At 35.6% G+C, this 21,446-nt stretch carries 33 protein-coding genes; all 33 read right to left on the bottom strand.

All coding sequences use genetic code 11. The features are described from left to right. Nucleotides 1-169: 169 nt before the first annotated feature. The 33 genes from H8S01_RS07840 to H8S01_RS07680 all read right to left on the bottom strand — a co-directional run bounded on the left by H8S01_RS07840 (nucleotide 170) and on the right by H8S01_RS07680 (nucleotide 21,444). The gene (locus H8S01_RS07840; RefSeq protein ID WP_118326520.1) at nucleotides 170-493 is read right to left on the bottom strand and encodes a DUF7253 family protein; all 324 of its coding nucleotides are present in this window, start codon (nucleotides 491-493) and stop codon (nucleotides 170-172) included. A gap of 27 nt (nucleotides 494-520) precedes the next feature. Then, the gene (locus tag H8S01_RS07835) at nucleotides 521-2,371 is read right to left on the bottom strand and encodes an HK97 family phage prohead protease (protein ID WP_186836829.1); all 1,851 of its coding nucleotides are present in this window, start codon (nucleotides 2,369-2,371) and stop codon (nucleotides 521-523) included. Next, entirely contained in the window at nucleotides 2,361-3,617 is a 1,257-nt protein-coding gene (locus tag H8S01_RS07830; RefSeq protein WP_186836828.1) for a phage portal protein, read from the bottom strand. Before H8S01_RS07830 ends, H8S01_RS07835 begins: the two co-directional genes overlap by 11 nt. A 16-nt stretch (nucleotides 3,618-3,633) precedes the next feature. Beyond that, complete coding sequence (locus tag H8S01_RS07825) at nucleotides 3,634-5,379, bottom strand: terminase TerL endonuclease subunit (protein ID WP_186836827.1); 1,746 nt, start codon at nucleotides 5,377-5,379, stop codon at nucleotides 3,634-3,636. Nucleotides 5,380-5,401: 22 nt separating this feature from the next. Continuing rightward, nucleotides 5,402-5,941 (bottom strand): DUF7211 domain-containing protein, encoded by a 540-nt coding sequence (locus tag H8S01_RS07820; protein WP_186836972.1) that lies wholly within the window; start codon nucleotides 5,939-5,941, stop codon nucleotides 5,402-5,404. Nucleotides 5,942-6,017: 76 nt separating this feature from the next. Then, on the bottom strand, nucleotides 6,018-6,386 hold the full coding sequence (locus H8S01_RS07815; protein ID WP_186836826.1) for a hypothetical protein: 369 nt from the start codon (nucleotides 6,384-6,386) through the stop codon (nucleotides 6,018-6,020). A gap of 761 nt (nucleotides 6,387-7,147) precedes the next feature. Then, a complete protein-coding gene (locus H8S01_RS07810) occupies nucleotides 7,148-7,414 on the bottom strand; it encodes a hypothetical protein (RefSeq protein WP_186836825.1) in 267 nt (88 codons plus the stop codon). Between the two features lie 41 nt (nucleotides 7,415-7,455). Further along, complete coding sequence (locus H8S01_RS07805; RefSeq protein ID WP_186836824.1) at nucleotides 7,456-8,445, bottom strand: DUF7211 domain-containing protein; 990 nt, start codon at nucleotides 8,443-8,445, stop codon at nucleotides 7,456-7,458. An 11-nt stretch (nucleotides 8,446-8,456) separates the two neighbouring features. Further along, nucleotides 8,457-8,810 (bottom strand): DUF7211 domain-containing protein, encoded by a 354-nt coding sequence (locus tag H8S01_RS07800; protein ID WP_186836823.1) that lies wholly within the window; start codon nucleotides 8,808-8,810, stop codon nucleotides 8,457-8,459. Nucleotides 8,811-8,894: 84 nt separating this feature from the next. Further along, the gene (locus H8S01_RS07795; protein ID WP_186836822.1) at nucleotides 8,895-9,149 is read right to left on the bottom strand and encodes a hypothetical protein; all 255 of its coding nucleotides are present in this window, start codon (nucleotides 9,147-9,149) and stop codon (nucleotides 8,895-8,897) included. A gap of 68 nt (nucleotides 9,150-9,217) precedes the next feature. Next, nucleotides 9,218-9,574, bottom strand: coding sequence for a hypothetical protein (locus H8S01_RS07790; RefSeq protein ID WP_186836821.1), 357 nt, complete (start codon nucleotides 9,572-9,574; stop codon nucleotides 9,218-9,220). Between the two features lie 4 nt (nucleotides 9,575-9,578). Next, complete coding sequence (locus H8S01_RS07785) at nucleotides 9,579-9,866, bottom strand: SH3 domain-containing protein (RefSeq protein ID WP_186836820.1); 288 nt, start codon at nucleotides 9,864-9,866, stop codon at nucleotides 9,579-9,581. A gap of 13 nt (nucleotides 9,867-9,879) precedes the next feature. Further along, the gene (locus H8S01_RS07780; protein ID WP_330605537.1) at nucleotides 9,880-10,302 is read right to left on the bottom strand and encodes a hypothetical protein; all 423 of its coding nucleotides are present in this window, start codon (nucleotides 10,300-10,302) and stop codon (nucleotides 9,880-9,882) included. Continuing rightward, on the bottom strand, nucleotides 10,286-10,648 hold the full coding sequence (locus H8S01_RS07775) for a hypothetical protein (protein WP_186836819.1): 363 nt from the start codon (nucleotides 10,646-10,648) through the stop codon (nucleotides 10,286-10,288). The genes H8S01_RS07780 and H8S01_RS07775 overlap by 17 nt, the downstream gene beginning before the upstream one ends. A 270-nt stretch (nucleotides 10,649-10,918) precedes the next feature. Further along, entirely contained in the window at nucleotides 10,919-11,182 is a 264-nt protein-coding gene (locus H8S01_RS07770) for a hypothetical protein (protein WP_186836818.1), read from the bottom strand. A gap of 9 nt (nucleotides 11,183-11,191) precedes the next feature. Beyond that, on the bottom strand, nucleotides 11,192-13,981 hold the full coding sequence (locus tag H8S01_RS07765; RefSeq protein ID WP_186836817.1) for a helix-turn-helix transcriptional regulator: 2,790 nt from the start codon (nucleotides 13,979-13,981) through the stop codon (nucleotides 11,192-11,194). A gap of 3 nt (nucleotides 13,982-13,984) precedes the next feature. Next, nucleotides 13,985-14,542 (bottom strand): DUF2800 domain-containing protein, encoded by a 558-nt coding sequence (locus H8S01_RS07760; protein ID WP_186836816.1) that lies wholly within the window; start codon nucleotides 14,540-14,542, stop codon nucleotides 13,985-13,987. Further along, the gene (locus H8S01_RS07755) at nucleotides 14,514-14,804 is read right to left on the bottom strand and encodes a hypothetical protein (RefSeq protein ID WP_186836815.1); all 291 of its coding nucleotides are present in this window, start codon (nucleotides 14,802-14,804) and stop codon (nucleotides 14,514-14,516) included. The genes H8S01_RS07760 and H8S01_RS07755 overlap by 29 nt, the downstream gene beginning before the upstream one ends. Before the next feature lie 170 nt (nucleotides 14,805-14,974). Further along, nucleotides 14,975-16,021 (bottom strand): hypothetical protein, encoded by a 1,047-nt coding sequence (locus H8S01_RS07750; RefSeq protein ID WP_186836814.1) that lies wholly within the window; start codon nucleotides 16,019-16,021, stop codon nucleotides 14,975-14,977. A 636-nt stretch (nucleotides 16,022-16,657) separates the two neighbouring features. Further along, nucleotides 16,658-16,831 (bottom strand): hypothetical protein, encoded by a 174-nt coding sequence (locus tag H8S01_RS07745; protein ID WP_186836813.1) that lies wholly within the window; start codon nucleotides 16,829-16,831, stop codon nucleotides 16,658-16,660. Nucleotides 16,832-16,835: 4 nt separating this feature from the next. Next, nucleotides 16,836-17,072, bottom strand: a complete 237-nt coding sequence (locus H8S01_RS07740) for a hypothetical protein (protein WP_243204287.1) — start codon at nucleotides 17,070-17,072, stop codon at nucleotides 16,836-16,838. Nucleotides 17,073-17,090: 18 nt separating this feature from the next. After that, nucleotides 17,091-17,252 (bottom strand): hypothetical protein, encoded by a 162-nt coding sequence (locus H8S01_RS07735; protein ID WP_186836812.1) that lies wholly within the window; start codon nucleotides 17,250-17,252, stop codon nucleotides 17,091-17,093. Between the two features lie 43 nt (nucleotides 17,253-17,295). Then, nucleotides 17,296-17,472 carry a hypothetical protein gene (locus H8S01_RS07730; protein ID WP_186836811.1) on the bottom strand — a complete coding sequence of 59 codons (177 nt, stop codon included), beginning with the start codon at nucleotides 17,470-17,472 and terminating at the stop codon, nucleotides 17,296-17,298. Further along, on the bottom strand, nucleotides 17,469-17,663 hold the full coding sequence (locus H8S01_RS07725) for a hypothetical protein (RefSeq protein ID WP_186836810.1): 195 nt from the start codon (nucleotides 17,661-17,663) through the stop codon (nucleotides 17,469-17,471). The genes H8S01_RS07730 and H8S01_RS07725 overlap by 4 nt, the downstream gene beginning before the upstream one ends. 141 nt (nucleotides 17,664-17,804) lie before the next feature. Continuing rightward, complete coding sequence (locus tag H8S01_RS07720; RefSeq protein WP_186836809.1) at nucleotides 17,805-18,461, bottom strand: hypothetical protein; 657 nt, start codon at nucleotides 18,459-18,461, stop codon at nucleotides 17,805-17,807. Between the two features lie 10 nt (nucleotides 18,462-18,471). Continuing rightward, nucleotides 18,472-18,762, bottom strand: a complete 291-nt coding sequence (locus H8S01_RS14465; protein ID WP_186836808.1) for a DUF3307 domain-containing protein — start codon at nucleotides 18,760-18,762, stop codon at nucleotides 18,472-18,474. A 13-nt stretch (nucleotides 18,763-18,775) separates the two neighbouring features. Next, nucleotides 18,776-19,042, bottom strand: coding sequence for a hypothetical protein (locus H8S01_RS07710; RefSeq protein ID WP_186836807.1), 267 nt, complete (start codon nucleotides 19,040-19,042; stop codon nucleotides 18,776-18,778). Then, on the bottom strand, nucleotides 19,039-19,341 hold the full coding sequence (locus H8S01_RS07705; RefSeq protein ID WP_186836806.1) for a hypothetical protein: 303 nt from the start codon (nucleotides 19,339-19,341) through the stop codon (nucleotides 19,039-19,041). The genes H8S01_RS07710 and H8S01_RS07705 overlap by 4 nt, the downstream gene beginning before the upstream one ends. Nucleotides 19,342-19,343: 2 nt before the next feature. After that, the gene (locus H8S01_RS07700) at nucleotides 19,344-19,541 is read right to left on the bottom strand and encodes a hypothetical protein (RefSeq protein ID WP_186836805.1); all 198 of its coding nucleotides are present in this window, start codon (nucleotides 19,539-19,541) and stop codon (nucleotides 19,344-19,346) included. Between the two features lie 250 nt (nucleotides 19,542-19,791). Continuing rightward, nucleotides 19,792-19,950 (bottom strand): hypothetical protein, encoded by a 159-nt coding sequence (locus tag H8S01_RS07695; protein WP_186836804.1) that lies wholly within the window; start codon nucleotides 19,948-19,950, stop codon nucleotides 19,792-19,794. Beyond that, a complete protein-coding gene (locus H8S01_RS07690) occupies nucleotides 19,947-20,114 on the bottom strand; it encodes a hypothetical protein (protein WP_186836803.1) in 168 nt (55 codons plus the stop codon). Before H8S01_RS07690 ends, H8S01_RS07695 begins: the two co-directional genes overlap by 4 nt. Then, the gene (locus H8S01_RS07685) at nucleotides 20,114-20,428 is read right to left on the bottom strand and encodes a hypothetical protein (RefSeq protein WP_055223439.1); all 315 of its coding nucleotides are present in this window, start codon (nucleotides 20,426-20,428) and stop codon (nucleotides 20,114-20,116) included. The genes H8S01_RS07690 and H8S01_RS07685 overlap by 1 nt, the downstream gene beginning before the upstream one ends. After that, nucleotides 20,425-21,444, bottom strand: coding sequence for a hypothetical protein (locus tag H8S01_RS07680; RefSeq protein WP_186836802.1), 1,020 nt, complete (start codon nucleotides 21,442-21,444; stop codon nucleotides 20,425-20,427). The genes H8S01_RS07685 and H8S01_RS07680 overlap by 4 nt, the downstream gene beginning before the upstream one ends. Nucleotides 21,445-21,446: the final 2 nt, after the last annotated feature.

Here is a 21,446-nt window from a genome sequence, read left to right as displayed (position 1 = left end):
ATTTGAAGACAAATAAACCCTGTCATCGGCGTACCTCTTATCTTTTCCATTAAGGGCATACACAATGGCAGGGTATTTCATACTAACAGATGCTGGCGGCTGAAAATAAGCTCGACATTCTTTTCCTCTCTCTGGGCAATCTAATATGCCGCAAAGAATACTATGCAGTTTAAGTCGTCTGCTCATTATAAACACCTCCAACTGTCAGAATTAATCGTGGATACTGAACTTCTACGCTCGTAATTTTCCACTTAGCTCCCATAAATACGATATATCGCATATTCTGGAAATTCTCATAAGCAAACGGGTCAGCAATAATACTAAACTCATTTGAAATATTAAGGTTATCATTAAGTGATGTTCCAGTTTCGTGCTGAGCCTTACTCCTATTAACATCACCATAATGATTATGCTCTACAATATGGTCTGTCCATACACCGGGAGCCGTTTCTTCTGATACGGAATAACCAATTGCTCCAAAAAATTTACTCATTTTGAAATTTCCTTTCTAAGATTTATCTTAGCCTGCTAAGTCGCCAGTCTGCTGACCCTTAGTATCTGTGACATCTTCCTCAATAGCAATTGCTGAGTAGACTCTTGTAAGAGCTCCAGAGCAGCGTGTCTCAAGAAGTGATTTCTCCTGGTTGAAGTCGATATCGAACTGAGTGAAGTGTGTGATTTCTCCACCCTTTGTTGCTCCGAGAGAATAATCCTGAAGATTTACGACAAGAGCGATAAGCTTCTTTGTCTTTCCATCTGAAGTCTTTCTTGTCTTGTTAGCGAACTGCTCGGCTGTATTGATGCTGCCAACATTTAACGCTGTAGCAAGCTCAGCCTTAGAAGAGTAGATTCTTCTACCGTTCAAATCTCTTGCAAGAAGCATTACATTTGCCATATGCGGTGTGCAGTATAAGTCTGGTGTACCAGTTCCCTTATAGTTCTCTCTTGCATAGAGTAATGTCTGTACCATTGCTTCAGCGTACACATAGTTATCACCGAAGTTTGCTCCTGTATTTGTTCCCTGAAGCTCAGCCTTCATAGTTGTAATATCGAGATCGGTATGAATTGTGTAAAGGTCGTCATCAAGCCAGATTGGTCTGATATGCTCTGGGAAGATTTTATCCTCTGCACCATCATCACGACCGTCACCAATCATAATTGCCTTAGCAAGCTCCTCGTTAAGGTTCATACGGTCAATGCTGTACAGATATACAACATAATCGAAATCGGTGATGTCAACAATGTCATCTCTGTTAAGTGCATTCCTTACATAAATAGTCTGTGGGTCTGTTGTTCTTCTTACAAGATTGAAGTTTCCTGCTAACTTCTTCTGCTTTCCTTTCTGGTAGCCATGAGCTTTAAGAGTGTCAATATTTCTGATATCAGCCTGTGTTGTTCTGATTCTTGACATAGGTGACTTATGTACCTTAGAAATAACAGTGCTAATCCAACCCTGATCATTAGTAATAAGCTCCGGTGCACCAGGTCTTACCTCTGCATACTCTGGGAAAAGCTTAGAAAGGTCTCCTGTTGCAACACCACTGCTAGTTGCATCATGCTGAAGTGCATTCTCCTCTGCATACATCTGTAATGCATTCTTAAAAGTACCAACTGTTCTCATCTTTGCTGTCTCAATTATAGCTACCTGGTCAGCATGAGAAAGTGTGTTATCCTGTGCCTGTACACTGTTCTCAAATACGTTATGTTTCATCGCCATTTTATCATTTCCTCCTTCATTATCATCTGAGTTATCATTGTTTTCATTATCTTCCATAATTGTCCCGATAACGGCATATACAGCAGTCTTCTGCTTTTCTGTAAGTGAGTCAAAGACATCTTCTACAGTCTCATCATCTTCGGACTTTTCTTTTTTCTTATCTTCCGAATCCCTAGTTTTCTCTTCGTCATCCGGTTTGTCATCAGAGTGCATAAACACTGTTACACCCTCGTCATAGCAAATAATTATTCCAGAACCATCCTCTCCATGAGCAATTACATCATCAATAAAAGCTCCAGGATTAGCCCCAGCAATTACAAGACTAACTTCTCTGATTAATCCATGGATTACATCAGAGCCTTTCTGCATTAACTGATTTGCAAAGATTGACAATGACCTCACATCGCCATGCTGCACCAGTTCTTTTGCGGTCTTACCTTTTTCCGTATCGTTAAATTCACAATACGCATATACACCATCTTCGCGATTTTCAAGATGTGCTAATCCAAGTACATCATCAACATCATGGTTGTGATTCCAAACAAGTGGAACTGTTTCTCCATTCTGTGACTTGAACGCATCTTTCTTAATTACACGACCATCGGTGCAAGTGAGATTATTTCGTGTGGCATAGCCACCAAAATCATACTTCATTTTGAATTTCTCCTCCTATATCTTTATTTTCATCATCAGTCTGAGTTGCGATTCCAGAATCAGATTGTGATATGTTACTATTTCTCAATTCATCCGCCTTAGGGTCATCAGATGGTTTCCATCCAATTACCTGACGCATTTCATTTGATGATGCTACTTCATTTCTCGTAAACTTGTCCGTTATCTCAGCAATTTCACTTATTGATACAAGTTTGAATGAGTCTCTAAAGAACTTAATTGACTTATTCTTTGTACGAGCTGTCTTTGTAAGGAACTTACGTTTCATTTCATCAACAATCGCCGACAAAATGGGTTCTATTGTCCTATTGTAGTAGTTAAGCATTGTCTTCTCGTCTGCTGTTCCATCTAATATGCTCTGAGTGATACCTAACTGGCTATATAGCATACTCGTCAAATATTCAATCTGCTTCATCAGATTATTCTCAACTGAACGATTTAACTGTGTAACATGCTCCGTTCCATCAATATACGCAATTCCATACTTTGAGCCGGATAACTGTTCTTCTATATCTTTCCTTCGAAGTTCAGCCTGCTTTCTTCTTGCAACTGATTTGATAACATATGGTAGCTGGATAATTAAATCCAATTTTCCGGAACTGCTCTGTTCATCAACAGCATCCAAAAGATTCAACTTTCGAACCAATCTCTGCATTGTAGAATTCGGTTCATTAATAACGGCATAAAGTGGGTTTTCAATAATTGCTACGTTTCTCTTTGGCATAGTAATTGTCTGCCTTACACCTGTCTGTTCGTTATATACCTCCAGCTTTACATGCTGTGGATACCAGTCAATCACTTTTCCTACTCGCATTGACGTTATATCAAATCCGTTAGATATATCTGGGTCAATTGTAGTGTCAACAGGTACTATCGCTACAACACCTTCATCCATCATTGACATAACTACATCCTGTATGAATGCTCTTCCTGTCTGGTCAAGATTTGCCTCTAATGATAAGCAATCATTAAGTCCAGATTTTACAACATTTAAAAACCGCCCTTCATCATCCAACTGAACATGCTGAATGTTAATGGCGGCTACATCTAAAGCTATTCGATTGTAAACAGAGGTCACGATAGAACGCTCGTTTCCTCTTGTGAGTCTAAATCTGTCTGGTCGATATGCATATCCTCCACCTATACCATACTGATAATTGGCAGTGGGGGCTCGATTCAGAAATGCATTCCAGGCGTGTTTCAGTCTGGAGCCAACTGTTAATTCCATTTTGAATTTTTCCTCCTTATTCAAACATATCTCGATTGAGCTTATATGCAACATAGGCATCCATCATAGCTGCCACAGCATCAATTTTCTGATCATATCTTTTCTTTAACAATTTACGGTTTCCGTTAGTATCCTCTAAAGTAATACAGTTTCCCATCGTAAATGTCATAAGCTCCTCATCGAACAGAAGCATTCTATCTTCTGATAATTTCTTTAATTCTCCAAGTGGAACTGATTCTGTCTTAGCTCCCTGGATTACTTTTTCTACACCAAATACACCATTTTCCTGTGTCCAACGTTCTACGAAATCTTTTGCGTTATATGGGTCGTACCCAAAACACCTTACATCGTAACCACTTTCAATAATGTAGTTGTCCAAATCTTCATATACATCCATCATATCCAGAACAGTTCCTTCCATAACAATAAGACTACCTTCTTTAATGAACTCTTCATACTTCAATCTCATTGCAGACTGTAATTTCATTAATGTTCTCTGTGTTATGTAATTTCGTGTCTTTACACCAAATGCACCATTAGATAATGGGAACAAAAATGTAAATGCACAGAAATCATCTCCTTGTGATAGGTCACCACCCAAAGAGCAAGGCAACTGCCAAAAATCTCTTTTTCGATGTGGCAGAGTTTCTTCATATGTGAAGAAATACGTATAACCTTCCATCGGCAGACCAAATCGTTTTGCAAGTATATCATTTCTTGCTGCTGGGGCTTTCTCTGCTCTTTCAACATCAAGCTGATATGTGTCATAGCTGACTGTCTTTCCTAAGTTTGGATTAGCCTTCAACCACATATCTGGATTTGAAACTTCTTCGACAGAATCAAGTTTGTACCACCAGATAGAAACATGAGGGTTAATATATTCACCTTTTAGGATGTCCTGCAATTCCATTTTGATTGTATCGCCAGCTCCGTTACGGACTGTACCTTCAGAGCTAATAGCAACAATCAAATAATCGTCTACCTTTGACGCACCCTGCTCAATAGCACCGATTACGTCTTCTCTGATATCTCCGGATAACCATTCATCAACAGTTGCAACCTTGAGCTGCAATCCCTGTAACTTATCTATCCTCATCGGACGTATTTCCAATAACGAACCGGTAAGAAAATTTTCTATTCCTTTCTTGGTCGATGCCAATTTAACTCTATTGGCTTTTGAACCGCTGGTGTTCATTATTGAGCCATCTGTAAGAAATTTATAGAATGGTCCTCTTGAACGCGTAATAGCTGTACGAATAGGTGATAAGACTTCTTCTGCCTGTTTCATTGTTGGTGCGGTTGTAATCTGGTGTGTTGTCGTGATATCGACATTGAGAAAATAGTTCTGTAAACAAGAACCATACATAGATTTTGCGGCACCTCGTGCTACAATGAGGTACTGCTTGTTAATAAGCCTTTTTCGGATATGTTTTTTAACATAATGTCCTCCATGACCATCTTCAGACGGTTCATAGACGCTTCTTTCAACAAAATAATACCAGCCAAAAATTTGTTCAGACCATACTTTAAACGAATCAAGAAGATTCAAATCAGAACCATCGGTAAGCGTTAATTCGTTTTCGCAATATAGGATAAATCCCTCAACTGCTTTGTCATCGTAATAGACTCCAGGGTTTGCAATAAGGTCATCAATACGGTTCATCTCCATAGAGATTTCCTTATTAACTGGTATCTCGCCTCGAATAACGGCATCACGAAACATGCCGTAATACTTCGGGACGGCTGTGTTTGATAATGCCATATTGTGTCTTCCTTTCGATTAGTTAATCATCGTCATCTTTGTCATCAGGTGACACTTTCCAGAATTTTCCAATTTTCTTATTATCATTTGCCTGGAATATTTTTGCACTTTCTTCCTTACCTACTGCTGAATCAAGAGCTTTTTTTGTTTGATTTAAGACAACGCCAGTTACAACTGCTTTCGCAGCTTTCTTAGGTGCCTCTTTGATTGCTTCTTCTGCGCCCTCCTTGGCACCTTTAACAGCATTCTTAACATATTCCTTACCCTTATCGGCTGCTTTCTGACTGAGGTCTTTCATCTTAACCCCTTTAAACTTTGACATTGCCTGCCCAATTTTTTCGGGATTTTTATGAACATAGTATGCTGCGGCTGCAATCGTCGCTGTACTTACTGCCGCTACTGCCATTTTTTTCTTTATACTCGACGAAATGGCTTTCTTTTTTTCGCTATCATCTGATTGCTTTTTTCTTCCAATAGAAGTTAAAGAGCCATCTTTATTCTGGTAACGACGTACTCCCCATTTCATTCCTTTGATTCCATGGTGTTCTAATTTATTATCCATTTTGATTATTCACCTCCATTTTTTACGAAAACAAAAAGAGACTATGTTTCCATAGTCCCTCGTCATGATTGAATATTTACTTTAACACTTTTAATTCATCCAATATGTCTGCTAATCGTTCTCCATTTTTCTTTCTCTTATCAATTTCGACCCATTCAGCGTTAGTTAATTCTCGTCTCAATCTCCAATAATGTCCTAATGATCTGTCATAGCAATACAAATCCTTTAAATTCTGCTCTTTGTGTAAATTCACATGTTTGCTTACAGCCTTAATTCCAGCTGTTGTGCAAGCCAGTAAACCTGGACCAACAAGCAGAACAACTTCTTTGTTATCACTAATCCAATTAGTAACACTATTAATCTTGTTCTGAATTTTTGCTTTTCGCTGACGTTTCTTCTCCTCTTTTTTGAAATCAATAATTTCGACCTTATTCTTATTAAACATAATGTTAATCTCCTTTCATGAGTTAAAGTTTATCTTTCTCATAAGAGGGGATGTTTTTATTGCGAATAAGAAAATTGAAAATAAAAGGGTTATGAGGAGCATCGAACTCTCATAACGGCGGTAGAATTTAATCTACTACATTCGTGTCACGCCACTTCCTTTTCTCTCATAATAGAATATGTAATTTTTGCGAAGCTTATCTTGACATCTTTAATCATTTGTCATACCATATATTGTGTAGTAGGTTCTAAAAAGCACTGGAGGTAGTATATGATTAATTATTCACAGTTTTATAAATCGTCAAATAAACAAAGTGCCTTAATTCCCGCATATCTGACATATTGCCTAGACTCCCAATCTAATAAGCAACATAAAAAATGTAATAAGTATAATTCTATGCACAACAACTCAAATAACAGCCTACAATGCTTTTCAGAGCCTACCACACCCTGAAATAAATTCTTTCAGTCACTATATTTGTATTACATCATCAAGAATATGAATGAATAATATGTAAGATGTCCGTTCAACTTTCTTTGTATTTTTATTTATTACATAAACCAAATTTGCATATCTATCATCACTTTCAGGAACAACCATATAATAGTTCTTCCAAATATATGCTGATCTGATTTTATTTTTTAATATCTCCGATAGTAGAATAACATCTGTATCATACACTCACACATATTCTGTTCCTTCCAATATACGTTCCATATCGACGCCTCCTTTCATAATCAGAAAACTCAAAGAGCCTCTGTTTATGAGACTCTTTTTCTGAATTCTTCTGGAGTTATTTCTTTGGCTTCATCAAATACTCCTGCTACAAACATATCAATTATTGTGGTCCAATGTCTTTTATTATCACCTTTATTAACAACATCCCAACGATCAGATGAATAATCAGAATCAACACCAACATAATATCGATCTTTATCTTCTAAAACTCTGACAATTTTTTGTTCCAAAAGTTGTTTTAATGACGATTGTTCATAATCGTATATTTTTAATTCTTCGTTTTTTGCCATAAAAATTCTCCTTTCATAAAAGGCAATGTTAATTTGGCTTGTTAAAATTCTAATAGTTCTTTAACACCATCAAAATTAATTTCCGCATTATCAAGTCGTGCTAATGTTAATCCGCCATTCGGATCTATCATTTTCCAATAGTTACTAACTATATTATCGTTTTTATTAGCTTGTCCGTCAAAGAATTTCACGACACCATCTTTTATAGACCAGTTAAATGCATGACCACCGCCTCTTCCATTCGGCGTATATTCTTTTTTCCATTGAATAGAACAGACTCCAGATGCATTTTGACCAAACTTATTAATCAGCATTTCTGCGGCATCCTTTCTCGAGCGACCAAATTTTCCTGCTGAACCTTCAAGAACTTTAGCTCCCTTGAAACAGGCTTCAACTTTGTCGCCTAATTGCTGTGGTTTTCCGCCAGTAGAACCAGCCTTTACATCCAGTCCAGCTTGTCGTAAGAAAGTTGTAATACTACAAAGAGTGCAGTTATTACTGTAGTTCTTATTAGTTCCGGAATGAGAATTAACATTCTTTAAAGTATCCTCTAAAGATTCACCCTTTGCTAACTTCTTGATTCCATTAACTGTCTGAACAGTCTTTGTGGTTGACTTAGAAGTCTTGCTAAATAAGTCATTAACTTTCTGTTTACCAATATCAACTTTACCAGATTTCTTCTTACCTAGTAATTCATTAACTTTGGTTTTGCCAGTTTCTACATACTTATCAAGCTTTCCAGATTTAGCCAATTTATATGTACCATAAGCAGCTAAGGCTGTTGCAGTAGCGGCTATTCCTATCTTGATAGCTTTCTTTTGTTTATCGGATAAGCCATGTTTCTTATTATCATTTTGACTGTTTGAATCAGACTTGTCAAGAGACTTTCTCCAACCGGCTTTCTTTTCAGATGCGGAGTGGTCAGATACTCCAATAGGATAAGGTGGACCGTTCTTTCTACCCCACTTCATACCTAATATTCCATGATGAGCCAGAGTATTATTTGGAAGGCTTTGTGCTGTTAATATCATACTCATTCCTCCTAATGTCTATTAACTTCATCCCATGCATAATCAGCCCATGACCAATCTTCATGTATATCAGATACTTTCTTTGTTCCATTTTTCTTCATATACTGATTAGTATATTTCTTACCATTATCAATATATACTGTTTGTTTTGGTGTATCTTTTAGAGAATTGATAGTAACCGCCATTACAGATGCTGCACTGATAATGCTAGCGACTCTTTTTGCATTATTTTTTATTCTTTGTCTTTTCATCTGAGCACTATCTTTAGCAGATTGTTTTCCACTAGATTTTTTCTTTGACGTATTTGCCCTCCTATGTCCCCACTTCATACCAAGAACACCATAATGCATTAATTCATCATCCATTTTCACCATCACCTCCTATTTTTTTACAAACAAAAAAGAGACTATGTTTCCATAATCTCTTAACATTGAAATTCTTCACTATACTCATTTTCTATCTGTTATCTCACTTGCTATTGTTCCCAAGAATGGGGCTCCAAGACACACTAGTAACATCAGTGCGTTTATCTTTTCATTATGTGCATGTACTTTTATAATATCTATAGCTTCGCCTCCATTGGACATTTTCTTAACCCAACCTTTTTTTCTATAGAATCTATCATTTCTCTGTATCTGCCATCTAAGAAACGCATTTTCTGTTAAACGCTTTCTTGCAACCTCTTCAAAAAACTTATTAAACATAATAAAATCTCCTTTCATGAGTTAAAGTTTATCTTTCTCATAAGAGGGGATGTAATAGTTGCGAAGGTTTAATCCTCAGTCTCACTTACAGTTCGTAAACGACACTCATATTCATTAATCTGAGCTTTATAACACTCCATAACAGCTGAATTCATAGGTGGGTCAAATAATAATTTTACCTTCAACCACACATAAGATTTCACAAGCTGATACAATCTCATATCTTCAATAAATTCAGACCATTTATTATTCTTATCCTCTATCATAAAGCCATCTGATGGACCGATACCTAACTGAGTTAATATAGTAAATACCGAATTTATGTGCATAATTATGTCTACATCGAAAGCATCATACTCCTCAGTTAAGCCAAGTAACTTCTTCACAGAAGTCAATATACTATCAGAAATATTCTCTGCTGCCATAACACTACTCCTTTTCAGGATTGATAATATTAATAAAATCGGTCATGCAATAACCATCTCCTGTTTCTGTATGAACTGAATAGAAACCATTAATGATGTTATCATTTAAAAGTTCCACGACAGAACCACAAGGAATTATCCCTATTACATCAGCTTCTTTATTTGGTTCTTTTCTAACCCTCAACTGCCCACAGTTTTCAACAGTTCCAAGAATTTTAATCTCTTCATTCTTTGTGTTATCATTTGACGATTCTACTAACTGTTCTGTCTGATTTGCTTTTTTTTCGCTCATAAGTAACCTCCTTCTAATGTCTCCATGGACACATATCATTTTTTCTTCTCTCTACAGGTGCATGTGGTAATAAACTTGAATCACCATAATGTATAGCATTGTGAGTATTCAATACTGTTGATATCAAATACTCTGGATTAAGTAAGTCGTCATTTCTATTTATGATGTCCTCTGGTGTAATTGGATTCATATGGTGAATAATAATATTCCCTTGAATTTCATATCCCTCGCAAGCCAAATCACATCCTCTATCTCTGACAATGATTTCGTTTCTAAGTTGTTTCCACTCTTTTGAATTATAAAAAATTTGATTCAAATATCTGTCAAAACCAAATGTCTCTATTCCAACAGAACCATCTAATTTCAAATATTCGAATCTTTCTTGAAATGTTGGCAAACGGATAAGCTCACTATATGTTTTAATCATCCCACTCATATTCATCGCTCTCCCTTTGTGTATCTTGTCCGCTATATCCTCTGAAAGCGTCAAGGGCATTTTTGTATAATTCCTCTGCCTGCTCTGAAGATTGAATACTTTTTGTTTTTGCCTCTGTTAGGGCTAACTCTTTTTTTGTCTTCTCTAATTCAAGCTCTGCCTGCTTTGTTCCGAGCTTTAAATAATGAACAATAATCTGCGATGGTGCCTTACCAGACCTCATTAAATCCTCAGCACAATCAGTTGCAAGAGAAATCATCTGTTTCTGTCTGGCTTCTGGTGTGATTGCTGGTCGCATTCGCTGACTGGCAGTATCAGAAGATGAGTCTGGCTTAACTTTCCTCATAGTTACCGCCTCCTTTTAAATAATTTCTGCACACTTTACATAAAGTTTCAGCAGGGTTTTAAAGAGTTCACAGAAACTATTACACCACTCTTGTATATGAAAGGAGACAACCTTTAAAGATGAGCCAGCCACCGCTCCGTAATAATCCTATAAACTCTTTAAAGCCCTGCTGATATGTCAGAACATTTTCCAAAAATTTCCCTCTGGGGAAAAAATAAAGACCGCCGCGATATGGGTGGGGGTATGTTTTTTAGACACCCCCCTATACCCTTAGACAGTCTGCGTGATTTTTAGTGTTTTCTTCACTTTCTTGTATATGTTTCTAAAATCATATTTGATGATTTCGTCTATCGCTCTTTCAATCTCTTTATCATTCTCTTCATCTGATAGCTCATCCGATGTCCTTGCAATGCGACCAAGATACGATGTAGAGTGATAGCCTTTCTCCTCGTCATATAGCATCCATTCGGTGAACTGGTCGAACGGATCATAAGGGTTATCAATTGTTGTCAATGCACACTTAGTTACATCCATTCTTTATGTTCACTCCTTTCCATTCAGATACTTAGATACAGTTGAAGTAGATACTCCTAAAGCTTCTGCTATTTCAGATGTGCTGTAACCAGATGCAGATAGAGCTGAAATTCTACCTTGTTTAGCTGTACTAAGTGATGTTGTGGCACGAGGAGTAGCCTTTTGTCTTACAACATCAATATTAGTATTGTTTAGTATCTGTGTTAATTTGTTCTCGCTGATAGCACCAGCCTGTATAGCCTCCCATTCCTTATCAGTTATATCTATAGAAGTTCTCTTAGCTCCTACAGAATTACGGGCTTTTGAAAGAGCCTGCTGACTTGCCTTCTTAATTTCAGCCTTTGTCATATCTGGGTTATCTCTTTTCTTAGATTGAACTTCGGCATTCGCAATAGTCTGGGCTTGTCTTTCACGAGGGGCATTCATCAAAGCAACATTTAATTTTCCCATAAGGGAATCTACTTCAGACTGATAAGTTGCTTTTGCAGAAGCAGAATAGGCAATTTTTCCAGTATTAACCATTTCTCTTCTTGCCTGATTTGCTAAAGATTTCATAGAATTTGCATATTTTGCATATGCTTCTTCCTGTGGAGTACCGGATGATAATTCTCTTGCATCCTTAACTTCAGCCATCTTTGTACTCTTCTGAGTACGAATTTTTATTTTTCCATCTTTATCAGTATATGTCTCTTTAACTTCTTTGTAACTGAGAGAACCATCTTCGTTAATGATTGGACTTCCTTTTCTCTTTAATACAGAAGTTTCAGATTTCGCTCTTGAAATAAGAGTGGACGCACCTTCATGATAGTGACCATTTGAATCTGTTGTACCCTGATACTTCTTTTTTAAAGTTTTTATGTCATTATCAATTTCACTTTGTTTATAGTCCAATTTGTGCTTTTCGGCATCAATAACAACCATACTATGACGAACAGCTTTTGCTAGTTCTGGTTCTGTAGCACCCTTCAAAGTCATATCTGTAATAAGGTTAGAAATCTTACCCATTTCAGTCTGAGTATTTGTCATTCTCTGGTATGTTCTACCATTTCTGGTGTAATATTCTTTTCCCTTAGAATCTACTTTTACAGGTTTGCTGGAATCTGGACCATATTCATCCTTTGTATCAAAATCCTCTAATCCTTTTAAAGAATGTGTGGAAGTGATTTTTACTTTGCTCTTTGAAGAATTACAAGGTATTACCATTACGGTATCACCATCAAAGTCAGCTCCGGACAATCTATCAGCATTCTTTTTATTAATACCAATTGCATCAGCCGGAGTATTACCAAGAACTCTCTTTCCTTCAACTAACTTATTATTTACTTTCAAAATTGGTATCTCAAAAGTTCCACCATGTGGATAACGAATTAAGGCAACTGTTTCACCATCTTTGTAATTAGGTGCATAAACCTCATTATCTTTAATGGTTGTCAATGGAAGTATTACTTGATACTTCTGTCTTGGTAGTGCCGCTGCCTGTAAATGTACAGCCGCCGAATCACAATCATCAGCAAAAGATTTTAATAAAATTTTCTTTACAGTAGGATTGGTCAACGAACAAATCTCATCAAATTCGGATTGCTTATCTGCTGTTGCAAGACTTAGCTGTTTTTTAATAAGGGATAGACTCTGTTTTGACAAGAACTGAGATGGAAGTGTTTTACTCCATTCTCCCCAGTCGCCTTCTTCGGCTCTTTTATTAATTAGAGACAAACTCTGTTTCTTTCCAGTTACAGGGTCTGTATACTTTCCTTTTGGGTCATCGTAATAGCTTTGACCACCATGTTCCTTTATCAAAGAACCAAAAGGATTATCCGGGTCATTCTTAATATCCTTGAGAACTTCCATTTTAGGAACAGATTTTGATTTATTTGTATTGAAAATAACATCAACACCATCTGGCATATCATCAGAATAGACAGCCATTCCTTTCAGATATTTCTTTCCATCCACCATTATTCGAACCTGTGCATAATGCGAATCGCCTAATGATAAATCCTGGACTCCTCTACGAAGTTCTATAACGCCATCTTTGTTAATACCGCCATCTTCTTTGTATCTGATAGCAAGTCGATTAGAATCCATACTAGAAGGATATTCAAATCCTTTTCTGAAAGATTCACCGCCATCATAAGAAATATAATCTTTTACTGAATGCACATCATCATAATTGTAAATATCTTTATGCTCTGTTCCGGGTGGACAGATTACTTTTATATTTGTCTGCTTTCCAGGATTAGTAACCTGTGGAACTCCACCTCCATAAATTGGATAACCTTCCATTTCCAAAATATAAAGAGCCTGATTAAGTTTCTCTTTTGAAACTCCAAGCTCTCTTTCAACTCCAGTACCGACATCAATCATGCCTTTTTCATCAATAAGCTTTCTAAGAACATCAGCTGTAGCTTTCGCCTGATTCATTCTGACTTCTGAATTTTCATTCAATAAAGACCTTACAGAAGAGTCATTTGCAAATCCCATCTTATCAGCAATTTCGTTCAAACTGTAACCTTTTTCTCTAAGGTCTTTGGCTGTTGCAACCTGCACCGCTCTTCTTTCATCTTTAGCCAGACTCATTTGTGTTCTAAGCTGAGTTGTTGTAAGTCCCATAGTCTTAGCAATATCTGTTTCACTCATACCAGACTTTTTTAAAGACTGCACACGACTCAGAAAATCTCCGCTATGCTGATAAGGGTTATCTCCAGAACCCCATGGATATCGACCAGATCTTCTGGCAACACCATAATGCATAAGCATATCATCTGAAATCTGAGATAATACTTTAGCTATTCGATTCATCGATTAACCCTCCTGTTCTTTTATTTTTCTTATGACCTTATCAAAGGTAATAATTTTATCCATAATTGGAACAATATCTTCTGCTGTTGGATTATGATACAGAACTTCGTTGTTCTGATAAATTCTTAATTCCATATCAATATCAGCAGGTTTTACTTTATATTCCAAACAAAAAAGAGCGGCATAAATCATAAGCTGCTCCATGTGTGCCGGAATTACTCCTGTCTTCAAATCATGAATTCTAAGTAATCCGGATCTGTATGAAATTGAGTCTGCTGTTCCAAAGCAGTTTTCAGAATAGAATAATGCCTGTTCTGGTGTCATCTTATAACCAATGGCATCATTAACATACATATTTAAAGTCTTTTGTGACTTTGGTAATTTCTGTCCCAAAGAAATACACTGTGCAGCAAATGCATGTAACACAGTTCCTTTCTGAGTAGCAAGAAATTTTGAATAGGCATCGGCAACTTTATCTTCGCTATAATTAATCCAATGATATTTACTAGCTCCGAGAAATGCGTGCTGTCCTTCAAGATTGGAATGATTGTTGAAGTTCATATAATACTTTCTCCTTGTTTTCCGGACAAATGAAACGAGAAAAAGACATCCTGTTCATTTGGTCCACATAATATTCTTGATTAGGCTGTTTACTAGCCGACGCACTTTTTTTACATTCCAAAGAAGCCCACTTATCATTATAAAGAATTAGCAGGTCTGGAATACCTTGAATATAACTTGCATCATTCTTCATAACGATGCATCCAGGAAAAAGTCTTTTAAGTTCTTTAATTAGATTAGCCTGGAATTTGTTTTCTAACATTTTGTAAGCTCCTTTCACAAATATCAAAAGAGAAAGTGAATGCTGTTAAAAATGCATATTTTACCTCTCTCCTCATAAAAGGGAATGTATTTTTCGCGTGCAAAAAAAGAGCGTAAAAAAAACAGAGATACGATTAAGCATCTCTGTCTCAATAAAGTTATTTATGTTTATTATGCAATCTTTAAATATAATTCTCCATCCTTATCCAAATAACATACTTGATTTTGTAGGCAAGACTGTAAAACTGATTGCAATGGTTTTCGCTCAATGAACTCTTTTCCATTTCCAAGTAACTCTACATATTCAGCAATTCGATTCTCATAAATGGATTTGTCAATTTTCTTTAGTGGATGTCCTTTAAAATTTATAACATACATCTCTATAGCCGAGAAACTGGATAAAAGACGTTTTTCGCACTTATCGATATATGTAAGAATATCTTTTTCAACATAAGTAATATAATCTGTTTCAAAATTTTGTGAGTAAAAGACTTCAAGTATAGTGCTCATGCAATACAGTTGTACTGATAATTGTAAACAATCTTTAATCTTAAAAGCTTTATTAACAAACTGTTCTAAATCATTACTGTCTTTAGACTTTACTAAAGAATCCAAATCTGACATATAGAACTCTATATCTTTTACCGCTGTTTTTCTTGCTGTCTGTAGGCTAATAATTGTTGCTGTTCTCTGATTATCATATCCCATGATTGAATTGTAATTCTGATATGCAGAATTAACAAAACTAACTTCTGACATCAACTCAGCTTTTTTATCCCCATAAAGAAACTCAAGAATCTTATCTGCTTTTTGATTAATAACTGTCAGATTATTATTAATATTTTTTAAGAAATATTGTCCCGAAGCCATTGCCATTACACTAAAAGCCCCCATCAATACAGCTTGCTGTCGCATTTGTGTCAACGATGCATGTCCTGCAATTCCGTGTTCTCCATAAAATGGCGTACCTAATTGCCCATTCTTATAATGCATTAAATCTGATATTGAAACACCATTTGGAAGATTCAGAATATATGCATTTGCTAATGTTTGAGCAGCCATGATTGATGGAAGTTCTTGGTGTAACATACTGATACTTGCTTTCTGATTAGATGATAATTCTAATTTTTTTAGTTTACTTTTATTTGGTAATTCGTCACAAGCCATTATCTCGAAACTTTCAATCGGTTTAATCGCACTATCATTTTTATCATTCATTATATTTCCCTCCATATTTAAACTATCAACATTATACCATAGCTGAAAATAAATTTAAAGTCGCTTCTTGAGCTGGAACTACCTTCTTGGACAAAAACCCAAAAATTTTTGCTAATTATATATATTTATTAAACTTTTTCTTCGCATTAAAGTTGAAAAAAAAGTGGGTTTTTGACCAAAGTTGGATATCCAAGAACTCAGAACCCGCATAAATACTGGGCTTGCGGGCATTCAGTTTATGGACAAAAACGTTTTAAAAAGTGGGCAGAAAACCCAAATTTTTGACCAAAGTTGGATATCCATTAAATATTTTTCACACTTTTGCCCAAATTTTTCAGTCTCTGCCCGTTTTTATTTTCCCAAAAGTGGGCAGAAAATGACCAAAAATGATTAAATGGATATCCACGAATTCAGCCAATTTTTATCAATTTACCCAGTATGTCTCAGCAAATTATGTTGCATTCTTAGTCCTCTTCTCAGAATTTCAGCCTTTGGCATACCATATTCAGTCGATAATTCATCCAAAATAGACTCCTCACAGTCCGACAAACGCAATCTATACTGCTTATTTTTTACTTCTCCGTCGTCTCTAGGCGGTCTTCCACGCTTATTCACCTACAAATTCACCTCCAAATTTTAAAAATTTCTTCTGTGATACGGCATATTTCTGCGGAATATTGGAATATATGTATACTCTGTACGAACGTAAAAGTCCCTATGTTCCCTTATATGTTCGGCAAATCTCTTCATAATTTCCTTAACTCTTTCCCACACATCACATAATGCCTGTAAAATATCATCATATTCCATACTGTTACCTCCAAATTTTACCTGTTTTACAGTCTTTTATAACAATTCTTCCTTCAATATGAAATCCAGCCAACTCACATATAGTAAATATAGTATTTAAAAGCTTGCGAAAACGTTCTTCATCTTCTGGTGATGTTTTGTTTTCTACAGGTGTTTTCTCTACATTATTTATTGCACTATACGCAGTTGGGTCCGGATAACCTTCTGGATTTCTGTAACCGAACCCACTAATCATACGCATTTACTTCTCCTTAGCCTGTTATTTCTTATTTTCCTTTTCTAAGTCCAGTAATTCTATAAAGCTCTTATAATCAATCAATACGTCTTTGTCTATCAAAGCTTTTGAAACTTTACCAAGCGTCTCCATCTTTGACTTATACTCAAAACTTTCTAAAATTCTAGTTGTAAGTGTATATACCAAAATAAACACCACAAACAACAGTATTAAAATAGGTAGTAACTCGTTAATTGTCATCTTTCATTTCCTCCGTTTTCTTATCGATTAAATCCTTTGTAGCTTCTTCTGAATCGTTATCAACAGTTGTATTTTTCACCTGTATACTTTTAGCAATACTCTTCAAACTCGCATCTATAGACTTTAAAGTTTTTAAAATATCAGTATCATACTTATCATGTGTCATATTACTTTGTTCTCCTTTCCGTTATGCCATAATTTCTTATCTGATAAATCCCACTCAAGAGTTGCTCTGCATAATGGGCACTTTTCATCAATCTTCTTAGCTGAGTGCTGTACCTCTCGCCCGCAAACGCAGTACCCATAAATTACAGAGCTAACATGGGATTTCCAGTAGTCTTTTACCGTAACTGTCAAAATATCACTCCTTAGAAAATAATAAAATAGTCGTCATTACATAAATATCACAAATCAATACACTCTCTTTTATGATAAAAGATAATATAGAACCGCATATCGTTACAATTAAGCTGCACAAAATGTATTTACACCATTTTTTCATTCCATACCTCCAGTAACCAATTCAGAATATGGTAAACTCTCAATCCATCGGCAGAATTCTCTCCATTCATCCAGCTTATGGTCTTTACGAGACTTATAAATATTTGCTAACACCTCATAATTCATCATAACATTACGAGTCTGATTATAGCTGCTCGGAAGAAGCTGAATCATCTGCCACCAATCACCTTTGTTCTTTGTTTTTAAATATATAGATCTTGAATCGTTTAAATCGTCTATCGTGATTTCTAAAACTTGTCTTGTTTGAGAAGCTAAATGTTCCGTCGAAAAATCATCCAGCGTAAACTCCTTCTCAGCAATCTTATGCATTGTACTACAGCTATTAGCAACCGTACCAACCTTATAAGTATCAAATTCTTTCCACCAATATAAAGGTGCTGTAATTCTCACATACACCGGCATCATCCTCATAAACTTTCTATGGTCTGTACAAGCATTTGAGAGACGCTGCATAAGATTAGCATCATTAGTTCCAATAAAATAGTCATCAGACCATTGAATATTAGTCTCCCTTGTTGCTTTTCCACAACTACTGTCACTATTATCCCATGAATTCATAGGGTTTCTCATGCCCTCAATAATAAACTTCATCTGATCTGGACTTGCCAGAACCACATTTTCTAATTTAATCATGCTTAACCTCCTATAATAAATAAACTAACATTACAATATAATGTAGTACCTGGTCGGTAACGTAATTAATTTTGTGATATCTATCCTTTAAGGCATCAATTATTAAATGTGTAATAAATATAACCAAAATCTGCCAAGTAAAATCAAAGAAAATGAGGAATGGTAAGCAATATAGTACACAATGTGCAACTAAATAATACCAATTTTTTCCTTTTCTATTTGCTATAAAATCAGATTGGAATGTATAATCGCCTATCAAATGACAGCATATTAATATTATTATTATTTTAAATGTTTTCATTTTTATTTCTCTCCTATTTCTTTTTAATTGTATATTTGTACTTATTGACATCCCTAGAATGATTCCACCATCTGATAACCGGAGCCATTATCATAGTTTCAAAATCTGCATTTGAATCTTTTATATCAGAATCTAATATGATATGCTCATAAATAGGTTCACTACATCCAAGCTCTAACGTGGAATTACATATTTGTATTTTCCACGCACCGCCGTATCTACCAATATGTTGAAGCTTGAAACATAAATGATCATGATTTTCAAAAAATTCTTTAATCATTTCTTTTCCTCCTTAAAAGCACTTTCGAAACTTTTACGTACTTCCTGCATCCCATCGTGAAAACCTTTGTCATAAGCACGTTCTAATTCTGCCACATTCTGAGTAGCAGTCACCCAACGCTCGCCTATGCTAGGGCCATATTTTTTGCTCATTCGAACTAACTGAATAGCACGTACTAATTCTTCTTTTTCAATTGTAATATTGTATTTATCCGATGCAAAATCGCTCAAAACCTGAAATATAAATTCGTCTTTAGTTTCCTGGAACTTCATTGTTATTTCATTAATTATGCTATTCATTATTATTCCTCCTCTTCTTTTAGCCAGACTCTGATCCTATCATTGTAAGTATCGATTTTTTTGACTTCTCTATCTAAAAAATCTTTTGAAAAATATTGTGATGCGTAACGATTGCGACTAAATATAACAGCCGGGAATGTTCTATGCATAACAGTTACATCACAGCATGTAATTGTTAATATATCTTTTAATTTTATCATTTCTTTTTACCTCCAAAAATCTTATCTAATAACATGACAGCTGCCATGTATACATATGGAATACATGTCATGAAAAATAAAACAATTAATGTTATAGGCCAGAAAACCCATATGCATATACAAACAGATAGTTTAAAATTATCATTAAAATAAGATTCAATACTTTTATGAAAATATGAACTACGATAATCATAGTAAGTACCAACTACGGATAACACAAATGCTATTATGAAATATAAAACAAGGAACTTCATCTTTTTCCACCTCTTTTCCTATGCTGTAAAATATAATCGCCATAAGCCGCTGGAGATATAGCAGTTTCTTTTTCAGTCTTCCAATTAACATATCCTTTTCGTCCAGCTTTTTGGTTTTTGTCCTTTGTATACATCGTGCTTATATTGTTGCTCATATGTTTTCCTCCTCTTTCACAATCCCACGAAATTCAACCACTTCTTCGGAGAGGCTGACGAAATATCTTTTTCCCTGATATTCCACAATATCTCCGAAGTAGTTGATATCCATTTCTGGTCGTGAAGCATATGCAAGAACATTAATTTTTGTTGTTCGATTCACTATCTTTTCCTTTCTCTATCCATCTTCACATCAATTGCTTTCTGCATATCTTCTGGTGAGATATTAAAAATGGACTCCAGAAGTTTCAAGCAAATATAAGCATCTGCCATCTCTTCTATGAGTCCAATTCTGTCACCATAACCTCTAATTTGTTTGCTAACCTGCTGTGTGAGTTCTGCAAATTCCTCCATAGCAATAGTACAATTCAATTTCCAAGGTCTTTTATTTATACTATTTCGTATAGCTCGCCTTCTCTCTTTATCAGAAAGTTCAATATTACTATTTAAACCTTGAATAAATCTAGTTCTGTTCATTCTCCAGCTCCTCTCTGGACATTAGCTTTCTTTAATTGCTCCGCAGCCTCTTTTCTTGCGTCATATTTGAAAATATCAATCTCTTCAAACTTATTATCTTTCTCTGCAAAGAAGCGGTTAATCTTAACCTTTTCTCCATTTGGAGTAATCACATAGAATACGCCAACGGTATCAAAGTCCCCATTTTCTGTGTCATATAAGAAATCCTCACAATATACATAGAATGGTTTTGTTGACGGCATATATGGCATAGTGATAGGAAACATCTCATCCATAATCCTATCAATTAATCCGCTATGATAAGTATTGTTCTGGTTATTGATACTCACACATACAGCTCTTGTTACATCGTTGTAACTAATTGAGCCATCTTCTTTGATATGCTTAAACAAAGAACTCATTCGTTTGCACTGAATTGATTTCTCTCCATTTTTCTCAAAACTACCACCGGCATCCCAAATATCATCAGTATCTACAATTGGCGTTAATGGCTTTCCTGCAATTAAGCGGTTAAGAATATTTTTAGTAATTCCAATACCGCTATGTCTATCTTCCATAAGACTATTAAATGCCTTTAATGCACTTCTGTAGCAAGCACATCCATACTCAGAAAATCCATCGCCATCATCACCAGATTTCTCATGTTCGCAAGCCAGCTCCACCTCATTTTCAGCCCATAAATCCATAGAGGTCTTTTCTCTGCAAGAATATAAAGATACATTCCTGTCATCGATATAAATATTTGCAAATATCTTTCTGGTATCTCCACCGAACTCAGTAATAATTTCTGGAAGATTCTCATTAACAGCGTCAAAGACAAGTCCTTTCTCTGAACACCAATTAACAGCTGCCTTTGTCTGTTCCTCGTTTCTACAAGTCCAAAGAATAACCTTATCTCCGTTCAACTGGCAATTCATAAGAAAATCAATAAGCTCCATATTTGGCTCGCCGATCTCAGGGTATTTGTTCTCACATAAAGTTCCATCAAAATCTACTGCAATAATATTATTTTCCATTG

This window comes from Lachnospira hominis (ex Liu et al. 2021) (assembly GCF_014287955.1).
GTDB classification, from domain to species: Bacteria; Bacillota; Clostridia; order Lachnospirales; family Lachnospiraceae; genus Lachnospira; species Lachnospira hominis.
Note: the sequence above shows the minus strand (reverse complement) of the source record. Positions and strands in the feature narration are given on the sequence as shown.